The 19,711-nt window shown below is 34.8% G+C and carries 18 protein-coding genes; all 18 read left to right on the top strand.

Translation table 11 applies throughout. The features are described from left to right. Positions 1-17 precede the first annotated feature (17 nt). Positions 18-1,196, top strand: coding sequence for a 23S rRNA (uracil(747)-C(5))-methyltransferase RlmC (gene rlmC, locus ACFFIT_RS09215; RefSeq protein WP_385877365.1), 1,179 nt, complete (start codon positions 18-20; stop codon positions 1,194-1,196). Positions 1,197-1,730: 534 nt separating this feature from the next. Continuing rightward, the gene (locus tag ACFFIT_RS09220) at positions 1,731-2,078 is read left to right on the top strand and encodes a DUF485 domain-containing protein (RefSeq protein ID WP_385877366.1); all 348 of its coding nucleotides are present in this window, start codon (positions 1,731-1,733) and stop codon (positions 2,076-2,078) included. Continuing rightward, positions 2,075-3,826: a cation acetate symporter gene (locus ACFFIT_RS09225; protein WP_385877367.1), complete on the top strand. Its 1,752-nt coding sequence runs from the start codon at positions 2,075-2,077 to the stop codon at positions 3,824-3,826. The genes ACFFIT_RS09220 and ACFFIT_RS09225 overlap by 4 nt, the downstream gene beginning before the upstream one ends. A gap of 400 nt (positions 3,827-4,226) precedes the next feature. Further along, on the top strand, positions 4,227-5,264 hold the full coding sequence (locus ACFFIT_RS09230) for a YcdU family protein (protein WP_385877368.1): 1,038 nt from the start codon (positions 4,227-4,229) through the stop codon (positions 5,262-5,264). A 1,428-nt stretch (positions 5,265-6,692) separates the two neighbouring features. Continuing rightward, on the top strand, positions 6,693-7,772 hold the full coding sequence (locus ACFFIT_RS09235; RefSeq protein WP_385877369.1) for an MsnO8 family LLM class oxidoreductase: 1,080 nt from the start codon (positions 6,693-6,695) through the stop codon (positions 7,770-7,772). Positions 7,773-7,835: 63 nt separating this feature from the next. Then, a complete protein-coding gene (locus ACFFIT_RS09240) occupies positions 7,836-8,957 on the top strand; it encodes an amidohydrolase (protein ID WP_385877370.1) in 1,122 nt (373 codons plus the stop codon). A gap of 29 nt (positions 8,958-8,986) precedes the next feature. Then, positions 8,987-10,300, top strand: a complete 1,314-nt coding sequence (locus ACFFIT_RS09245; RefSeq protein WP_385877371.1) for an LLM class flavin-dependent oxidoreductase — start codon at positions 8,987-8,989, stop codon at positions 10,298-10,300. A 50-nt stretch (positions 10,301-10,350) separates the two neighbouring features. Continuing rightward, complete coding sequence (locus tag ACFFIT_RS09250) at positions 10,351-11,277, top strand: ABC transporter substrate-binding protein (protein ID WP_385877372.1); 927 nt, start codon at positions 10,351-10,353, stop codon at positions 11,275-11,277. Between the two features lie 81 nt (positions 11,278-11,358). Continuing rightward, positions 11,359-11,859 carry a GNAT family N-acetyltransferase gene (locus ACFFIT_RS09255; RefSeq protein WP_385877406.1) on the top strand — a complete coding sequence of 167 codons (501 nt, stop codon included), beginning with the start codon at positions 11,359-11,361 and terminating at the stop codon, positions 11,857-11,859. 16 nt (positions 11,860-11,875) lie between these two features. Further along, entirely contained in the window at positions 11,876-12,829 is a 954-nt protein-coding gene (locus ACFFIT_RS09260; RefSeq protein WP_385877373.1) for an amino acid ABC transporter permease, read from the top strand. Further along, positions 12,816-13,604: an amino acid ABC transporter ATP-binding protein gene (locus ACFFIT_RS09265; RefSeq protein WP_385877374.1), complete on the top strand. Its 789-nt coding sequence runs from the start codon at positions 12,816-12,818 to the stop codon at positions 13,602-13,604. Before ACFFIT_RS09260 ends, ACFFIT_RS09265 begins: the two co-directional genes overlap by 14 nt. Positions 13,605-13,632: 28 nt before the next feature. Further along, positions 13,633-14,526, top strand: a complete 894-nt coding sequence (locus tag ACFFIT_RS09270; protein ID WP_385877375.1) for a transporter substrate-binding domain-containing protein — start codon at positions 13,633-13,635, stop codon at positions 14,524-14,526. A gap of 98 nt (positions 14,527-14,624) precedes the next feature. Further along, entirely contained in the window at positions 14,625-15,212 is a 588-nt protein-coding gene (locus ACFFIT_RS09275) for an NADPH-dependent FMN reductase (RefSeq protein WP_385877376.1), read from the top strand. 1,049 nt (positions 15,213-16,261) lie between these two features. Then, positions 16,262-16,630 (top strand): holo-ACP synthase, encoded by a 369-nt coding sequence (gene acpS, locus ACFFIT_RS09280; RefSeq protein ID WP_385877377.1) that lies wholly within the window; start codon positions 16,262-16,264, stop codon positions 16,628-16,630. 21 nt (positions 16,631-16,651) lie between these two features. Further along, on the top strand, positions 16,652-17,410 hold the full coding sequence (locus ACFFIT_RS09285) for an SDR family oxidoreductase (RefSeq protein WP_385877378.1): 759 nt from the start codon (positions 16,652-16,654) through the stop codon (positions 17,408-17,410). 53 nt (positions 17,411-17,463) lie between these two features. Further along, positions 17,464-18,060, top strand: a complete 597-nt coding sequence (locus ACFFIT_RS09290) for a hotdog family protein (RefSeq protein ID WP_385877379.1) — start codon at positions 17,464-17,466, stop codon at positions 18,058-18,060. A gap of 16 nt (positions 18,061-18,076) precedes the next feature. Further along, complete coding sequence (locus tag ACFFIT_RS09295; protein WP_385877380.1) at positions 18,077-18,391, top strand: acyl carrier protein; 315 nt, start codon at positions 18,077-18,079, stop codon at positions 18,389-18,391. 35 nt (positions 18,392-18,426) lie between these two features. Next, positions 18,427-19,626 (top strand): glycine cleavage T C-terminal barrel domain-containing protein, encoded by a 1,200-nt coding sequence (locus ACFFIT_RS09300; protein ID WP_385877381.1) that lies wholly within the window; start codon positions 18,427-18,429, stop codon positions 19,624-19,626. The last annotated feature ends 85 nt before the right edge of the window (positions 19,627-19,711 follow it).

Here is a 19,711-nt window from a genome sequence, read left to right on the forward strand (position 1 = left end):
GCTAATTAGGAATTGTTGTGACTGAAGAAACCTTTTTAGACTGCCCTGAGTATACCCAGGGTTTATGCAGATCGTGTAATTTACTCCCCATTGCTTATGAGAATCAACTCTTATCAAAACAGTTTGATTTAGTTAATAAACTCTCTTCGCATATTGATACAAATACAGAGATATTACCCCCTCATTCATCTAATATTAAGGGGTTTAGATACAAAGCTAAAATGGTAGTTAGTGGCGAGGTGCAACGTGTTATCTTCGGTCTGCAAAACGAGCAGGGAGAGGGGATTGATTTAACGAATTGTGCGTTGTACACAAAAGAAATAATTTCCTCATTTGCTGCACTAAAAGCTTTTGTTTTAAAGGTGGGACTTGTACCATATAATATCCCAAAGAAAAAAGGTCGTTTAAAATACATTTTGATAACACAAACCTATTCAACCAATGAATTGATGATAAGATTTGTTTTGAATGACGAGATAAAAGTTGAACGGATGAAAGAACATCTTGCTGAGTTATTTGACGCACTTCCTAATTTAAAAGTGGTGAGTGCTAATATTCAACCTATACATCAAGCTATTTTAGAGGGTGAAAAAGAAATTGTGCTTACTGAAGAAAAAGCACTTAGAGAAGTCCTTAATGAGGTCCCTCTCTATATCAATCCTAAAAGTTTTTTTCAAACACATCCTGAATTAGCGCAAAAATTATATTTACAAGCAAGTCAGATGGCAGTCGCAATAAAACCACAAAGAGTTTGGGATTTATTTTGTGGCGTGGGTGGATTTGGCCTGACTATTTTGAACGAACTAAAAAAAGAAAATATAAAAAGCCATCTTAACGGAATTGAAATTGAGCCAAATGCGATTACAAGTGCTATGCGAACAGCAAAAGAACTACAATTAAATGATATTTCATTTAGTGCATTAGATTCTACGCTTTTCGCTGAGAACATAAGCAAAGCAGAACTTCCTGATTTATTGGTTGTTAATCCTCCAAGAAGAGGGGTGGGTAAATCTTTAATTCAAATGATAAATTTATCAAAAATACCTCATGTAATTTATTCTAGCTGTAATATTGATTCACTTAAAGAGGATTTATCTCTATTGCCAAATTATACAATTCAGATAATCCAATTATTTGATTTTTTCCCTCATACCAAACATTTTGAAGTCATTGTCAGACTTAAGCATAGAGATTAAATAATTTAAAAATTGTCTTTTAGTTGAATGTGATTTTTCTATTAAGTTAAGGGGAAAAGGGATTTATAGTCATACCATTCTTTAGTCCAAATGATGGAAATATCAAAATAAAACAAGTGCTTATCTATATAAATTTGCCAGACGTTATAAGTGTTTTTTTAATGTAATATTTAGTTGTATTAGAAACCATTGAAAAAAAGTGCATCAAAAAAATATCAGAACTAAATTATTAGAAATAAAAAAACTAAAAAAATGTGTTTTTTCAAATTTTATCAGCGATAACTGATTTCCCTCTCAAAAAATTGCGATTAATGAAATAAAAAACCAAAACTAAAAATAGTTCATCACTAAAAGTGTGATGAAATTGTTATTTTTTGGTTAAAAATTCACTATAAATGTGATCTTCTTTGCACTTCGTATAAATAAAAAACACTTACTCAAAGGGCTTACGTATATTTACTATGAAACATTTTTAGATGTTTTATTTAATATTAACACCTAACACGAGAATATTGGGTTAGTAAGCGAGGGTATATGCAAGCTACAAAGGCCGTAAATCAAACAGATCGAACTGAACTCATCATTAATCACCCTAAATTTAAGGAACTTGTCACAAAGAGAAATAAACTCTCCATCATTTTAACTATTCTTATGCTGATATTCTATTTTGGTTTTATTGGCTTAATAGCATTTAATAAAGAATTTCTAGCAACGCAAATAGGTGATTCAATAGTCACATTGGGTTTACCAGTTGGTTTTGGCCTAATCATTATTTCAGTCTTATTGACTTGGTATTTTGTTGTAAACGCTAATGGACCTTTTGACAAAATGCGTGATGAGTTATTAGCTGCCATCGAAAATGTAGAAGGGGATAAAAAATGATCCATTTTAAAATATTACTCTCTCTAGTTATCTTAGGTGGCTCTGCTTTTGTTCTCGCTGATGGTATCGATTTAGGAGGTGCTGAAAAAAGACCTCTAAATTATGCTGCTATTATCATGTTCGCACTTTTTGTGTTATTCACTTTAGGGATAACGAAATGGGCGGCTGCTAGAACTAAAACAGCCTCAGATTTTTATACTGCCGGTGGTGGAATTACAGGTTTTCAAAATGGTTTAGCTATTGCAGGCGATTTTATGTCAGCAGCTTCCTTCTTGGGTATATCTTCCATGGTAATGTTAAGTGGATTTGATGGGCTCATTTATTCAGTTGGCTTCTTGGTAGGTTGGCCTATCATAATGTTTTTAATGGCTGATAGGTTAAGAAATCTGGGGAAATTTACCTTCGCTGATGTTGCAGGTTATCGTTTTGCAACTACCCCTATCCGAGCATTTGCCGCACTCAGCACCTTTTTTGTGGTTATCTTCTATTTGATTGCTCAAATGGTTGGTGCTGGTGGACTTATCAAACTACTCTTTGGACTACCCTACAATTATGCTGTTATATTGGTTGGGGTATTGATGATTGTATATGTATTGTTTGGGGGGATGACTGCAACAACATGGGTGCAAATTATTAAAGCATGTCTATTATTAAGTGGCGCAACGTTCATGTCAATTATGGTACTTTTGCATTTTGATTTTAATATACTTGCGTTATTTACTGAGGCAGTAAATACTAAAACAGCGATGTTTATTCAAGATCCTAGTGTGGCACAAGCGGCGGCAGAAGCTGGTAAAACCATAGAAGAAGTCGCAACACAAAAAGGTGAGGCTATCATGGCTCCAGGTGGATTCATCAAAGACCCTATTTCTGGGATCTCTTTTGGTATGGCTTTGATGTTTGGTACAGCCGGCCTTCCTCATATTTTGATGCGCTTTTTTACCGTACCAAATGCTAAAGAGGCAAGGAAATCTGTATTTTGGGCAACTACTTGGATAGGATATTTCTATATTCTTACGTTCATCATTGGATTTGGTGCTATTTACTTTGTAGCCACGAATCCTGAGTATCTGGATCCTAATAATTTAGGCCAGTTATTAGGAAATAATAACATGGCTGCAGTACATTTATCTCACGCCGTAGGAGGCAACTATTTCCTTGGCTTTATGTCTGCGGTGACTTTTGCTACTATATTAGCAGTAGTTGCAGGTCTTGCATTATCAGGGGCATCAGCTGTTTCACATGACCTATACTCACAGGTATTCAAAAAGGGCAAAGCAAGTAGTGAATCAGAAATGAAAGTCTCCAAATATACCACATTGGTACTCGGTGTTTTGGCTGTCTATCTTGGTATTGTCTTTGAACAGGTCAATGTAGCCTTCATGGTTTCATTAGCATTTGCTATTGCAGCATCAGCTAATTTCCCTGTGCTGATTCTTTCTCTACTTTGGTCAAAAACCACAACTCGAGGGGCTTTACTTGGTGGACTAGTTGGTCTGATTGTTTCAGTAGGATTAACGTTAGTTTCTCCAGCTGTTTGGGAATCAATTTTTGGCAATCCAGCTAATTCTGCACTTTTTAAATATAGTTCTCCTACGTTATTTTCGATGCCTTTAGCCTTTTTCACTATAATCATAGTATCTTTACTTGATAATTCTCCTAGAGCGAAAATTGATAGGGCCGGATATCATGCACAGATGGTTCGTGCTGAAACGGGTATTGGTGCTTCTGCTGCCTCTAATCATTAAATTAGATACACGCTTTATCAAATGGCTATTTTCAATAGCCATTTGATATTTAGCTAAGTTTTAATTATGCTTCAATATTTTCATTGAGTATGTTTTTGGTGATGTCATGAGTTTGTAATTAATCTAAAAAAATCTTTCTATAATCACTTAAGCTCCTCTATAACTCCTCCCTTTTAAGATCTTGCTTATTTTAGTTTGTGAAAATATAATGGAAAGATATAGAACCAAAAATATAAATTAGGCCATGATTTTTCTGCCCATTAATTTAGTATTTTTAGTATGCATTTATGTTCATCTCTGATTAAATCAATAAAATAAAATAAAATAAAATAAACAAGTATAAAATTAAAAGCATTCACTATGTCTATTGTGACGGTTTTTTATTTCAAAAGGACACAATATGATTCCCAGCTTAGAACATTTTTTAAAGAAACATCTTTTTTTTACAACAATAATTATCACTGTTATTTTGCTTTTTTTTACATTTTCTATAGTAAAGAACAGCGATTCTATAACACAATCTATTATTTATTTAGGTTATCCTCTGCTTATTTTGGTATTTTTATTTTTAATTTTTAATGATGTCATGGGATATGTCGCGTACAGTATTTTTTCACTGAGATTTTTTGACCGAGTAGAAGAAGAAGAGGCCAAAAAACGATTTAATGAAATTACACAATGGAAACTAAGCCCAATAAGACCCTCATTAATTATTACGATTATCGTTTTTTGTGTAACGGTGTTTCTTAGTTATTTTTTAGATATGGATTTTACACTTACTATTTTCCTTTGTACCTTGATAGTATTTCCTGTGCTCTTTTATATTAATTTGAAATCTTACTTCACCAGTTATACAGATTACATTAAGTATAAAATTGAATTTAATCAGGATAAATCACTAGAGTTGAATATTAATCGTCTTTTGGCTAAAGAAATAATAGTGAGTGTGATCATTAATTTTGTTATTGTTTTGCCTCTAGCTAATAAAAAAGCTTTCTTTTTTAATTCTGGCACGGCAACTCCAGAATTCATAGTAGCTATGCTCATTCTTGTTTTTTGTGTATGGGGCATCCTTTTCTTATTTTCGAGTAAGTCAAAGAGATATGTTATTTTAGGTTTATATTTCATTTGTAAAACCCCACAAGAAAAATCGTTAACTGGTTTTTTAAGTTACTATGCTAACTATTCACGCATTACTCGTTTCCTTATTGGATTATTTATCATAATGATCTGGGAGATAATGGTGTTAATAATATTAGATGAGTTTTTTAGATGGACTGGCCACTTTGCAGTAGTATATGCTTTTTCAGTTCTCCCTATTTACACAGGATATATTTTAGAAAAAAAATTGTCTATGCAGCAATCAAAAATTGAAGCAAAAGAAATGTTTGATCGCCATGAATTTCATTCTCAAAATCTCATGAAGCAATTTAAGTAAGTAATTCATTAAAAATATATAAGGTTTGAGGTGAGTTAATTTAATAGTAGGTTGTTGAATTTAAGTTACTTTGTGTTATTTGAATTGATTTTTGAATTACTTTAATTCTACCCAATATCTTTCTTATTAATTAATGAATTACTGAATAAATTGTAGATTAAAATATGCTTGCACGCGCTAAAAATAAAATTAAATGCCCATTCTGCAAGAAATGCATGCTCAAACCATTGTTTCTTGTCTAGGTTACTCCACTGCTTATCAAATTCTAGAACTAGTATTCTCATTTAATCAAGATTGTAATAACCACATTTTTAACTCAGATAATAGTAATAATTAGATTGAAAATAGAAAATTTGTTAATTCAGTTTAAATTTAGGTGGTAGTTGTCTAAATCCTCAATAGATCTATTAACACGCTGCATAAAAGCATTTTGTGTTTGTTTCACTTTTAAATATAAAGTAATTTAATACATTCTTTACCCCAAACTCACAGTTTACAGCTAAAATATTCTTATCCATCGTAACATTTTAAGTATTGCCCATCACTCTACATCCATCATAGATGCTTGCTCATTTCGCAGAGGCAATCTATCAATGCGCTTTGCATCATTATTTATCCTTGAGGTGTTGCCGATAAAGCTTTTCATTTAGTATTAAAGCGACATATTTTTGAGTTCCATATCAAAGTCTAAGAAAAGATCTAGCAATCTTTATGCCGAAGTACTGATCAATAAATGATCTGCAAGTTACATTTGACATTGCTAATGCTATTTACGCAAATAGTACTGTTAATTCTCAATTACCCATAACGACATTTCATTGGTAGTTCATCTTCATTCGACTTCTTATCTCTTATCTGACGATTTTATTTCGCCTTTTATCCCTAGGCTTTCTACATTGCCACTTAAATACTGCAGTTAGGATGGATTTATTACCTGTTCTTGCTAATCGATACTAGTTGACCTACCTTTATCTTTAATACAGCAAGCTAACTTCTTTTCGTTAGCGTTCACAGGACACGCGGAGTGTCGTTGCTAAAGTTCACTGCGTCCAATATGAGGCTTAACGCCATTGAATTTAAATCCAAATAGATGACGAACACGCGCCTTTAAGCGTTATGCCTTTTTATGTAGTCTCGTTTAAGAAAAACTTCAATTTTTTTTCAAAATTACTTCCAGTAACCTAGTTAATTTTACCTAAAAACAACTATATCTTTTGCTCTTTTTTTATTCTCTCGAATAAAAGTGATTATTAAACATGCAGTTAAACAACTTGATAACCTATTATTATCAATCATAACATTAAACTATTTTTTCACTCAGAAGATGTCATGTATAACTGTACGTATAGTAATCAGAATGTTCTTAACCTGAATAAAACAATTAAGTTACTCATTGAGTATTTATTTTCTGACAAAGGAGTCCATTTTATGAGCATACAACTAAGTGACAAGACAATACTTAAATTAAGCGTACTAGATAAATGCCCAATTGAAGAAGAAAGGCATGCAGAAGATGCGCTTAAAAATACTCTTGAGTTAGCAAAATTAGCAGATGATTTAGGCTACAACCGCTTTTGGATAGCAGAACATCACAATAGTTTATCACTAGCAAGCCCTTCTCCTGAAATTGTTGTTGCGTGGCTAGCAAGCCAAACGAAAAAAATTCGCTTAGGCTCTGGTGGGGTAATGCTTCAACATTATAGTGCCTATAAAGTTGCTGAAAATTTTAATCTACTAGCAAATCTGGCTCCAGGAAGAATTGATTTGGGAATAGGCAAAGCGCCCGGCGGTCTTCCTCAATCTACTCAAGCTTTACAAAGAGGTATTAATCCAGAAAAAAAAGGCTCTTTTGAAGAACAAATCGAAGAATTAAATGCCTACTTAACTTTAAATAGTTCCTCCCATTTTGTGAATTTGCCATCTATAAAAAATACAAAAGCCAGTGAATCGTCATTAAAAGTGACCCCTGAGCCAAAGCTGCCTGCGGATAAATTTTTGCTAGGAGCAAGTGAAGAATCAGCAACGCTTGCAGGAAAATTAAAATGGAATTTTGTATACGCAGCTCACCTTAATGGCGATAAAGAAAAATTAAAAAAAACCTTAATAAAATGGCAGTCTTTAAGCCCCCTACCTACGATAGTCGCAGTACAAGTGATCATAGATGAAAAAAGTGAGCAGGCCAAAAAATTAGCACAAAGTATAGAGATGTGGGGAGTTGAACTGGATAATGGTCAACGCATCACAGTACAAACAAAAAATCAAGCCTTGTCCTTTGCTGAACAAGCAGGCAGAACAATAAAACGCCTGGAAAGAAGAGATAACACGGTTATTAGTGGTACAGCCCAGGAAGTATATCAAAAACTCAAAGCTATGCAGGAAACTTATAAGATTGATGAATTTATTGTTGAGATCCCTCTCGCATCGCAATCTGTTAGAAAAAAGACGCTTAAGTTATTAGCCGAATATGTAAACACTGCATTACGTCACTTAGAAGCTGAAGTCATTTGATATGAGAGATCTTACATCTAAAGAATTGCCTCTAATAGTAAGTATTAAAAAATGGGAGTGAACATGTCTAGTTTAGCAAAATTAATACAATGGCGCAGAGAACTGCACCAATATCCTGAGATATCAGGTCAGGAATATCAAACCTCTGAACGTATAAAAAAATGGTTAACTCAAGCAAACATAAAAATTGCTGACTACTCCCTAGAAACAGGCGTAATAGCTGAAATTGGTCAAGGTGACAAAATTGTTGCATTACGTGCTGACATTGATGCTTTAGCCATAGAAGAAAAAACTAATTTACCATTTAGTTCAGTGAATAAAGGCCTAATGCATGCTTGTGGCCATGATATACATATAGCTGTTATGTTAGGTGCAGCAATCTCATTAAAGCACAAAGAATCTGAACTAAATGGCAAAGTAAGAATTATTTTTCAACCTGCAGAAGAATCATTTGAAGGCGCTAAGGCGATTATTAAATCTGGGGCATTAAAAGATGTTTCAGCCATATTTGGTATGCATAACGAACCAGAATTACCTGTAGGTACTTTTGCTACCAAAAATGGGCCTTTTTACGCATCAGTAGATAGGATTCTTATTAAAATTACCGGTAAAGGTGCACACGCAGCAAGACCACAAGAGGGTATTGATCCAATTGTTATCAGCGCACAGCTTATTAATCAGTTTCAAAGCATAATAACTAGGCAAATTAATACTAATGAAACAGCCGTTTTAAGCATTACTCGTATCAGCGGAGGCAATACTTGGAATGTAATTCCAGAAGAAGTTGAACTTGAAGGAACGCTAAGAACTCATAATGAAAAAATCCGTCAAACAATAAAAGAAGCTTTAAAACTTGCGTGTAAAGGGATGGAATTAACTTCAAGAGCCAGTGTTGATTTAAAATTCATCAAAGGGCCAAACACCTTAATTAATGATACATTTTGGGCAAATTCAACAATAGAAATTGCTCATGAGTCAGGTTATGAAGTTGTGCAAGCCTCCAAGCATCTTGGGGGAGAAGATTTCGCAGCTTACTTAGAGGCCATCCCTGGTGCATTTGTAAGCATAGGTAGCCAAAGTGAATTTGGTCTTCACCATCCTAAATTTAATCCTGATGAGTCCTGTATTGAGGCTGCGGCAAACTATTTTAAGAATTTAGCCTTACATGCACTAGCGATAGCTTAACTTTTTTCAAGTTGACAACTGAGGTAATTATGACACAACAAAATAGACATATTCATTTAGGTACAATGATTCATGGCCCCGCAGGTAATATGGCCGCTTGGCGCCACAAAGATGCAGTGATTGATGCCAGTATTAATTTTAAGTTTGTTAAAGAGACAGCCCTATTGGCTGAAAAAGGACTATTTGATTTTATTTTTATTGCTGATGGGCTTTATATAAATGAGAAGTCTATACCACATTTCTTAAACAGATTTGAGCCGCTGACTGTTTTATCGGCACTAAGCAGTCTAACTGAAAATATTGGTTTAGTGGGCACTGTATCGACTTCTTATAGTGACCCTTTCACTGTTGCTAGGCAATTTGCTAGTTTAGATCATTTAAGCTCAGGTAGGGCTGGCTGGAATGTCGTCACATCACCTTTGGAAGGCTCTGCATTAAATTATTCTCGTGATAAACACCCTGAACATGCATTACGCTATCGTATTGCAAAAGAATATCTGGATGTCATAAAGGGACTTTGGGATTCCTGGGAAGAAGATGCCTTTATACGCAATAGAGAAACAGGAGTGTTTTTTGATGCTACTAAAATGCATACATTAAATCACGAAGGCGAATTTTTTAAAGTCAAAGGCCCTTTAAATATAGGTAGGACTCCTCAAGCACGCCCCATTATATTTCAAGCTGGTGCATCTGATGATGGAAAATCATTAGCAGCAAATCACGCTGATGCTATTTTTACAATGCATCAATCACAAAAAGCAGCACAAGAATTTTATAAAGATGTTAAAAGCCAATTAGCAGCATTTAATCGGACAAATAATGACTTATTAATTTTCCCAGGTGTTAGCGTGATAATAGGAGAAAATGCTCATGACGTTGAAAATCAATATCAAGAAATGGCTAGGTTAGTCTCAATCGAAGATGCTCTGAATTATCTTGGTCGGTATTTTGATCACCATGATTTCCAGCAATATCCATTAGATGCTCCTTTTCCTGAAATTGAAGACATAGGTAAAAACAGTTTTAAAAGCACCACTGATGAAATCAAACTTCAAGCAAAAAGTCGTCAACTAACTTTACGACAAGTGGCTTTAGAAGCTGCAACGCCAAGACCTTTATTCTCAGGAACAGCTCAAGAAGTTGCAGAAGAAATAATCAAGTGGTTTGATTCCTATGCAGCTGATGGCTTTATTATTCAAGGTGGTACTCCAGATACTTTAGATAAATTTGTTGAACAAGTCGTACCTATTTTACAAAAAAGAGGCGTTTATCCTACAGATTATATAGGAAAGACGCTAAGAGAAAATCTTGGCTTAAGTACTCCTCCTAATCAATTTGTTTAATAACGATAAATAGACACAAGCCATCATGTAAATGAAACAGTGAGGTTTTTATGCAAAAGAAAAGAGTATATTCACTTTTGTTCTCGTTGATATTCACTATGAGCGTAAGCGCAAACACAACAGCGAATACTAACACAAATCATTTAACGTCAGCAGAAATCACTACGGTAATTAATCCTGATGCCATAAAGTTAATTCCGCAAAACTATACTTTTGTTAATGAGGGAAAATTAACGATTGCTATACCAGGATTAAATGCACCACCCCTTTATATGTTTGCAGAGGATAATAAAACACTTTTAGGAAGTGAAATTGATTTAGCCAAATTAATAGCAGCCAGTTTAGGTAAAGAACTAGAGGTGGTTGTGACTTCTTGGGAAGATTGGCCCTTAGGTATTCAATCTGGTAAATATGATGCCGCAATAGCTAATATTACCGTGACCAAGGAACGAAAGGAAAAATTCGATTTTGCAACCTACCGTCAAGACACACTTGGATTTTATGTTAAAAATGAAAGTTCTATCACTGCTATTCAAGAAGCAAAAGATATTGCAGGGTTAAAAATCATTGTTGGGGCAGGCACAAACCAAGAAGCCATTTTACTTGCTTGGGATAAAGAAAATCAACAAAAAGGACTTGAACCTTTCGTGCCTTTTTATTCAAGAGATGATGCTGCAATGACACTGGCACTACTATCAGGTCGTGCTGATGCTTACTTTGGTCCTTATGTTACCGGTGCTTATAAAGCTAAACAAACAGGTAAAACCCGGCTTGTAGGTCAAATTGAAGGAGGTTGGCCCAAAACCGCAAATATAGCAATAACACTAAAAAAAGGAACAAAACTCGTCAATGCCATTCAGGCATCTATTAATGGATTAATCTCTGATGGCACCTATCATCAAGTACTAGCAAAATGGAATGAATCTTTAGAAGCAATTACTTACTCAGAAATAAATCCACCTGGCTTAGGGGATTAAGGGGGAAATATGACAATTCTAGCAATAGCAGACCTTTTAGATGCTATCAATATAAATCCAATAAACAATGAGCGAGGGATAATGATAATTGAAGAAATAGATCCTCATACTGATGTCATAGAAGAAATCACTAAAGGACTATTTAAAGAATATGAAGAAAAATATGGCGATTATTTTAAAGACTCAATAAATGAAGAAGATAAAAATGAATTTTTGCCTCCTAAAGGCTGTTATTTAGTAATGAAATTCTCTAACGAAATAGTTGCGATGGGGGCATTTAAAGCGTTTGACGACTCAACAGCAGAACTAAAACGAATATGGACTCATCGAAATTATCGTCAATTAGGATTAGCCGTTAAGTTAGTCAACATATTAGAAGAAAAAGCGTTTGAACTGGGTTATGAAAAAATTTTTTTAACGACAGGGTTCAGACAGCCAGAAGCTGTTAATCTTTATCTTAAATTAGGATATCACGCATTATTTGATGTTAACCAGCCTTTTGAAACCTATGCTGAACCGCCTTTTGATGGACGTTTACGTTTTATTAAAGCCCGTAATAAAGCACATTCACTCTTAGGATAAAATTAGAGGTGTTTCTATGAAAAATATCCACACATTGAAAATTGTCAAAGCACGTTATCCAAATCGAATCATAGGAGGAATTTTAGCTATCCTGATTTTTGCAATAGTTATCCAATCAATTGCGTTTAACCCTCGCTGGGAATGGTCTATCTTTGGGCAGTGGCTATTTGATCCTGTCATTTTATCAGGGCTAGTCAATACCCTCAGCCTAATGACTGTTTGCACTGCACTTAGTTTGGTTTTAGGGGGGCTTTTAGCGATAGCTAGATTATCAGACTCTCGCTTGCTCAATACATTAGCATTTGGTTATATTTGGTTATTTCGCTCTCTACCATTAATTGTTGTATTAATCATTCTTTATAATTTTTCTTATCTCTATGAAAGTTTATCTATAGGTATTCCCTTTACAAAAATAACTTTCGCACAATTCGACACTATTAATGTGTTAAGCCAATATTCAACAGCAGTCATTGGTTTAACCTTAGTTCAAAGTGCCTATACGGCTGAAATTATCCGCGGAGGATTCATTGGTGTTGATCGAGGGCAATATGAAGCGGCCTTTGCCCTCGGATTACCAGCTCATAGAAGAATCACTCGAATTATTTTACCTCAGGCGCTGAGAACTATTTTGCCTTCTGGTTTTAATGAAATTATCAGCTTAGCGAAAGGAACTGCGATGGTTTATGTCCTAGCGATGCCTGAACTTTTTTACACGATTCAAATGATTTATAACCGCACGCAAGATGTTATTCCACTCCTTATGGTTGCGGCCGCTTGGTATGTGATTATAACTAGCGTACTTTCTCTATTACAATTCTGGGTTGAAAAGATACTTTCTCGTAGCGAAAGAAGTCATAAATCACACCGCATAGACTTTCAAGAAATATCGTCCACACACGCTGAGCCTCAATTTGAAGAAAATACAGCGGACTTTATCAGACCCAAGGGAGAACGTTATGCTACAAGCTAAGACAGCATCATCCCAAAAGGGGCATATTTTAGTCCATGAAGTGAGCAAATATTACCAAGGTCTGCCTGCGTTAAAAAATGTCAGTCTAGAAATTCTTCCAGGCACCGTCACTGTAATTTTAGGGCCCTCAGGTTCGGGTAAGTCTACTTTATTAAGAACTCTCAATTGCCTTGAAAAAGCTGATAAAGGATTTGTTCAAATTGATAACGAATTTATGGGATATACCCTAAAAAATAACAAACTTTATGAATTAAAAGAAAAAGAATTACTTAAACAGCGCATTCATGTTGGGTATGTATTTCAAAATTTCAATCTTTTCCCGCACATGACAGTGCTTGAAAATATAATTGAAGCACCAATAGTGCACGGTCTATTGACTAGGGAAGATGCCATCAAGAATGCGTATGAGTTGCTTGAAATTGTCGGTCTTAAGGACAAAGCCAATACATGGCCTAAACAATTGTCAGGCGGGCAACAACAACGCATTGCTATAGCTAGGGCCTTGGCTTTATCTCCTAAGGTCATGTTGTTTGATGAACCGACATCTGCACTTGATCCGGAACTTGTCAAAGAAGTGTTAAATGCCATTAAAAAATTGGCAAGTTTAGGCACTACACTTGTTATTGTAACTCATGAAATTGGTTTTGCTAGGGAAATTGCCGATAACATCGTGTTTATGGTCGAGGGCGAAATAGTAGAAACAGGCCCTAGTGATACAATATTTCAAAATCCTAAACATCCAAGAACACAACAGTTTTTATCACAAGTACTGTAAACAATAATTAAAATATAAGGACATTGTTATGCTAAAAAAAATTTTTATCTTAGTAACTTTTTTTATTCCTATTATTGGCAGAGCCGATATCGATCTTAGTGCAAATGAGATACCTATACATACCGCTATTAATCCTAAGGCTGTTGCTTTAATTCCAGCGGATTATAAATTCGTCAGTCCAGGGACTCTTACGGTTGCTATTTCTGCATTAAATTCTCCACCCTTGTCTGTTTTAGCCTCTGATAACAAAACTCGTATTGGCAGTGATCCTGATTTAGCATTGCTATTAGCTGACAGTTTGGGATTAAAGCTTAAACTAGTACCAACAGCCTGGGAGGACTGGCCATTAGGAATAGCTTCGGGAAAATATGATGTAGCCCTTGTGAACATCGCTGTCACAGAACAACGAAAGGAAAAATATGATTTTGCCACTTATCGAGGAGACTCTTTAGCCTTTTCGGTTAAACATGACAGCCCTATACAAAAAATCTCAGAGCCTAAAGATATTGCAGATCTAAAAATTATTGTTCAATCTGGTACTAATCAAGAGCGCATTTTACTTGGTTGGAATGCAGTAAATCAAGCTAACGGTTTACAACCTGCAGAATTACTTTACGTTACAGATGATGCCTCAGGCAGTTTATTTATTCAATCTGGTAGGGCGGATGCAACCTTTGGCCCTCAAGCAGTTGCTGCCTATAAAGCTGCTCTTAAAGGAAAAACTCGTGTGGTAGGATTAGGTCCAATTAAAGCTTTAGTTGCAACCACCACGAAAAAAGATAATGGATTGGTATATGCTTTACAAGAAGCCATTAATGGCGTGATTAAAACCGGGGAGTATCAGCAGATATTATCTAGATGGGGGGAAGAAGGTGAGATGCTTTCGCATTCAGACATCAATCCTCCTGGTATCACCTATTAAGTGATTTTTTAATCTCTTATACAAATAATGACAAAAAATAAGCTTAAATAACTTATAAAGTCCATTCAAATTCGTCACTATTTCAGCAAGGAACCGTTATGTCACAGAAAAAGATAGCAACAAATCCATTAAAATTATTAGTCATCAATGGGAGTTTTCGTGAGTCCTCATTAAGTGGTACATTTGCGCAACTCTTTGGAAGAATGGCTCAATCTACATTTGATATTTGTCATTTAGGGGTAAGAGAACTTAATCTTCCGAATTTTGATTATGAAGTGGCTAAACATCCACAAGCTCAAAAATTTAGAGCAGCAATAGCAAAAGCAGATGGGATTATTCTTATTTCCCCGGAATATCATGGATGTGTAAGTGGGGCATTAAAAAATAGTTTGGATTACATCCAGCATGAATTGGCTAATAAACCTGTGGGAGTTCTTGCTACTGCGGGTTCCGCAAAAAGTGGTACAAACACGTTAAATACCCTACGCACTATCTGTCGTTCACTGAGGAGTCATGTTTTAATTGAGCAAATCAGCCTATCTAAAGAAGAATTAACGTCGGACAAACAGCTCAATGAAAAAACACGTGAACGATGTGAAGGAATGATAAATGAAATGCTCGATACGATTTATCGGTTAAATACTTATAGTGAAACTAAAGAAACTCAGAGATTCGCTCTAGCTTAAAGACAATTCATTTAAAGAGGTGAGATAATTACTTTATAGTTAATTTTCTCACCTGCTTTCATACCCGAGATCGAGGAAGATGCTTGACATTAAAAGAGCAAGTGATTTGAAAATTTCATGTGAATTTTAAATTCACTGGATAACAAACTAAAAGCAAATTTAAAAGCTCAATATAAAATGACTCACGATTAAAGAGTAATTGTTCGAATTCTTTGTGTTTTGTTGGCTGGTGACGCTAGGTCAGCAAAATCATTCTCTGAATCTCAATTAATACATGAAACGACAGTGCTAAGGCATATCAAGGACTCACTTAAAGATTATAAGTTAAAACTGTAGCTTTAATTTAAATTGTGTATTTACTTATTGTTTAAATATTTATTTTAAACGAGATGGTTACAAAATTAGTTAAAGTTGATTTTTTAAACCTCCCGATCAACACGAAGCTTTGCCCATTTTTTTAGATTTTAGACCACAATTTATGATTTTTGTCATTTTCAGTATTTTCAAGCACAGTCAATCCTGTTCAGTTTTGAAGAACATTGTTTTTTGTGAATAATATAGTTGAATTAAAAATGCTATATGAGCAATTTTATTGTTTGTTCCACTGTGATGGCTAAAATATCAAACATAAGATTAGTAAATACCTTTTCATATCCCATAACCTATATCACATAACCCATATTTTTTGCCTCCATGGATGTCTTTTAAATAAGCATTAACAAGCTTGTAACTTATCAAGATAGTACTATTGCCAAAAGCAAAATAGCCACAATACCCCTAGTAAAAAAACACAATTAGTTGACTAATTATTTCAAGATGTATGTAGATATTAATGTAATTCAATGAAATATTTGATGTTTTATCACGTAATACTTGAAATTTATTTTTTTTTGTGAGATATTTGCGCGATTTTGAATAATTGTATATTTGTGTAATCATTCGTATTTATATCTTTAAAAAAGTTACGCAATAGCAATAAAGTTTTAAATTAATTGATGCTAAATTAGCTAGTCTATCAATTTAATTGAGTTTATTTTGAGAATCCCTATATGAAAACAGGCATAGACTTAATTGAAATTGAGCGAATTAAGATCGCTCTAAATAGAAGTGGTAAGAAATTAGAGAAGATGATTTTTACACAAGATGAATTACTCAATATTGGCGATGTCTTTGAAAATATTGAGCGCGCTGCAGGGTATTGGGCAACAAAAGAAGCTGCTGTAAAAGCACTAGGTACGGGTTTTAATCTTGGAATTACGTTTCAAAATATTGAAATCCTTTATTCACAATTGGGTGCACCGTATTTAAAGTTGAACGGCAAATTTGAAGAACAAATGCTAAAAGCTGGCTTAAAAGCTAGTAATGTCAGTATTTCTCATACTAAAAATTATGCAGTTGCAATCGTGAATTTATGGTAGCAAATAAAATAAGAGGGGAAAATGGTAGCTAAATATTCAGACTTAGAAAATAAGCATATATTAGTCACTGGTGCTAGCGGTGATATAGGCATAGCAATATGTAATTCTTTTCTAAACCAAGGTGCAATAGTTCATGCAGTGTATAACAGAGATGCATCTCAATTAGAAAAAATTAAAGCAGAAAGTGACCATAGTAACAATTTTTTTATCTACAAAAGTAACGTAGCAGAAAAAGAATCAGTTACTCAATTGATTGATGAAATAAGCGTTAATACTAAGGCAATTCATGTTCTTGTCAATAACGCTGGCATTTACAAAGATAATATTTTTTCAGCTATGACAGATGAAGATTTCGAAGATGTTCTAAAAGTGAATATGTTTGGTACTTTTTATATGACTAAAAAGGCTTTGCCTTTACTTCGTCATGCAAAAACAGCTTCAATAGTGAATGTTGCTTCCGTTTCCGGTGTGACATCAAGCTTTGGGCAGACGAATTACAGCGCAGCAAAATCCGGAATTATAGGATTTAGCCGTACTCTGGCTGCAGAATTAGCCCCTCGTGGGATAAGAGTGAATACAGTCGCACCTGGCATGATTGAATCAAGAATGGTAAAAAAAGTACCAAGACAAATCGTCAAAGGTGTACTTTCAGCAGTACCTGTTAAACGCCTAGGCGAAGTTCATGAAGTGGCGAATGTGATTTTATTTTTAAGTTCAGAAGCATCAAGTTACGTCATTGGCCAAACAATTGTTGTAGATGGTGGCCTAATAATGCGCTAATTATAGCCAAAGGTTTTAGTGCTTTATTTTTATATTTAAAATGAGAGGTTTTAATGGCTAATTATACGAGAAGTTTAGTGCCACCCACATTATTTTTAAAATTAGGGTCATGGCGTCCACCCATTGCGATGGTTGATAGGATTGTTGATTTTATGCCTGGAGAAAAAGGGTATGTTACCACGATTAAGCATGTAACGTTCAATGAACCCTATATACCAGGACATTATCCTGATAATCCTTTAATGCCTGGCGTGATGATAGCTGAGATTTTTGGTCAGAGTAGTGAATATTTGAGCCTTTTACAAGATTTTTGCCGTGAGTGGGAAGCAAAAACGGGTAATGCATTAAAGAAATTTGATGATGTATCTAAGGCCCTTATGAGTGATGAAGGAACTGAGCTGGTGATTAAAATTCGCCACAGTATAGTCGGTGTTTTGGCCTCACAGGATGTTAAATTTAAACACATGGCTCTTCCTGGCGATACAATTGAGGCTACTTGCCGTTTAGCGTTTGCTGATGTTAATGGTTTCCATCATTATGAAGTAGAAGCTAGGGTAGGAAGAAATATTGTAAGTCAAGGCCGCATAGTGAATTTTAGAATGAATCGTCAAATAGCGCCATCAAAAGGCATGTTTTTATCAGAAAAATAATAGAGAGGTATTTAGAGTGGTAACTAATCTTACATTTGAAGAAAAGGTTGATTTAAGAAAAGAAACATTACTAAAGGTAAAAGAAGGTTTAATAGAACGTCTTAATCTTTACCAAACAGTTGATCAAATTGATGATGATACAGCCTTATTCGGTAGTGGACTTAAATTAGACTCCGTTGACGCTACCGAAGTTATTGTGCTGTTAGACGATCTATTTGATATCAAAGTATCTGAAGGTGACGACCCTTCATATATGAGAAGCGTTAATTCACTGACGACCTTCGTGATTTCTAAATTACATCATTCAAATTCTTCAAATGTTGAAGCCTAATGCTTAAAACCGAATTTTAAGGAACTTACATTACAATGAATATGTTATCAATTCATAAAAACAATAATGCTACTATTGGATTACGAAATGGCGTTGAAACAGCTATTTCTTACGGCAATTTAGATGAAAGCTACCGCGCTGTTCGTAAAAATATTTTATTAAGCGATTACTCGCATTTTGGTATAGCTCAAGTGAAAGGTGATAGTGCTTGGGAATTATGTAATTTGCTTGTATCAGGCGATGTTTCTTCTATTCGTGATGAGCAAGCGCTCTATACCCTTATCCTGGATGAAGAAGGGAAAATTGACTGCGATCTTTATGTCGCTTATGACGATGAACGGTTTTTATTAATCAGTGAATGGAAAACAGGTGAAGAACTTGCCAATATGGCGCAGGACTTACATGCAAAACATGCTGAAGATATTGAAGATATCGATGAAATCTCTTCATTAACACCTGAATGGGGTATGCTACATTTTGAAGGTCCTTATGCATGGGAATTACTATCTCTTGTGTATGGTATGGACGTGATTGGTCTTCCATTCCAAGAGCATATGCATGTGAGTGATGAATTAATTTTATTAAGAAGTGGTAAACATGGTGAATTCTCTTACAAACTCCTTGGCCCACAAGCAGAATTAGTTGAAGTATGGGAAAGCATGATAGAACAGGGGGCCGACTATGATATGGTCGTTGGTGGCTTAGATGTTCAATCGGTTATTCGTGTTGAAAATCCATGCTGGCAACCAGAAGTCTTTAATCCTTTCTCCAGATGCCCTATTGAATTACAAATGCAATGGGCTGTTCGCTATGATAAAGAAACTTTCCAAGGATTTGATGCATTAATTGAAAAGACAGAAGCGCCAGTCGTCAAGCGTGCGATAGGGATTATGTTTGGTGAAGAGGTGAAACAAAAAGTAGCTAGTCACACTCCTATTTATCACAATGAATCTAAAATTGGTGAAGTTATTATTTCTGAATTTAGCCCTGATCTTGAAAAAGTAATCGGTCGTGCTATGTTTGATAATGATTTTGCCTGGGCTGAAATCGATGACTATACGGTAATGATCGATGGTAAGCATATAGGGCTTCAAACCTCTGCAATACCATTTGCTCGCAATTTCAGTTTCTTGGTCAATCCTTCCGAGCATAGTTATGTAGATAAAACAAGGCCAAGTAATTTAATTGAACAATTGGAATGGCAAAAACAGAAAGAACAGCAAGAACAAGGCTAACATCCATTTTATCAACAATATCATGATTCAAAGCCCCTCTATTAGTTTTATGAGGGGCTTTTAAAAAATACTTTACTAACCAAGG

Origin of the sequence: Thorsellia kenyensis, from assembly GCF_042432445.1 — a bacterium.
GTDB classification, from domain to species: domain Bacteria; phylum Pseudomonadota; class Gammaproteobacteria; order Enterobacterales; family Thorselliaceae; genus Thorsellia; species Thorsellia kenyensis.

What these genes read in the sequence shown, in the direction of transcription:
- ACFFIT_RS09220 (WP_385877366.1), top strand. Translation starts at nt 1,731, where the DNA reads ATGCAAGCTACAAAGGCCGTAAATCAAACAGATCGAACTGAACTCATC.
- ACFFIT_RS09225 (WP_385877367.1), top strand. Translation starts at nt 2,075, where the DNA reads ATGATCCATTTTAAAATATTACTCTCTCTAGTTATCTTAGGTGGCTCT.
- ACFFIT_RS09230 (WP_385877368.1), top strand. Translation starts at nt 4,227, where the DNA reads ATGATTCCCAGCTTAGAACATTTTTTAAAGAAACATCTTTTTTTTACA.
- ACFFIT_RS09235 (WP_385877369.1), top strand. Translation starts at nt 6,693, where the DNA reads ATGAGCATACAACTAAGTGACAAGACAATACTTAAATTAAGCGTACTA.
- ACFFIT_RS09240 (WP_385877370.1), top strand. Translation starts at nt 7,836, where the DNA reads ATGTCTAGTTTAGCAAAATTAATACAATGGCGCAGAGAACTGCACCAA.
- ACFFIT_RS09245 (WP_385877371.1), top strand. Translation starts at nt 8,987, where the DNA reads ATGACACAACAAAATAGACATATTCATTTAGGTACAATGATTCATGGC.
- ACFFIT_RS09250 (WP_385877372.1), top strand. Translation starts at nt 10,351, where the DNA reads ATGCAAAAGAAAAGAGTATATTCACTTTTGTTCTCGTTGATATTCACT.
- ACFFIT_RS09255 (WP_385877406.1), top strand. Translation starts at nt 11,359, where the DNA reads ATGATAATTGAAGAAATAGATCCTCATACTGATGTCATAGAAGAAATC.
- ACFFIT_RS09260 (WP_385877373.1), top strand. Translation starts at nt 11,876, where the DNA reads ATGAAAAATATCCACACATTGAAAATTGTCAAAGCACGTTATCCAAAT.
- ACFFIT_RS09265 (WP_385877374.1), top strand. Translation starts at nt 12,816, where the DNA reads ATGCTACAAGCTAAGACAGCATCATCCCAAAAGGGGCATATTTTAGTC.
- ACFFIT_RS09270 (WP_385877375.1), top strand. Translation starts at nt 13,633, where the DNA reads ATGCTAAAAAAAATTTTTATCTTAGTAACTTTTTTTATTCCTATTATT.
- ACFFIT_RS09275 (WP_385877376.1), top strand. Translation starts at nt 14,625, where the DNA reads ATGTCACAGAAAAAGATAGCAACAAATCCATTAAAATTATTAGTCATC.
- acpS (WP_385877377.1), top strand. Translation starts at nt 16,262, where the DNA reads ATGAAAACAGGCATAGACTTAATTGAAATTGAGCGAATTAAGATCGCT.
- ACFFIT_RS09285 (WP_385877378.1), top strand. Translation starts at nt 16,652, where the DNA reads ATGGTAGCTAAATATTCAGACTTAGAAAATAAGCATATATTAGTCACT.
- ACFFIT_RS09290 (WP_385877379.1), top strand. Translation starts at nt 17,464, where the DNA reads ATGGCTAATTATACGAGAAGTTTAGTGCCACCCACATTATTTTTAAAA.
- ACFFIT_RS09300 (WP_385877381.1), top strand. Translation starts at nt 18,427, where the DNA reads ATGAATATGTTATCAATTCATAAAAACAATAATGCTACTATTGGATTA.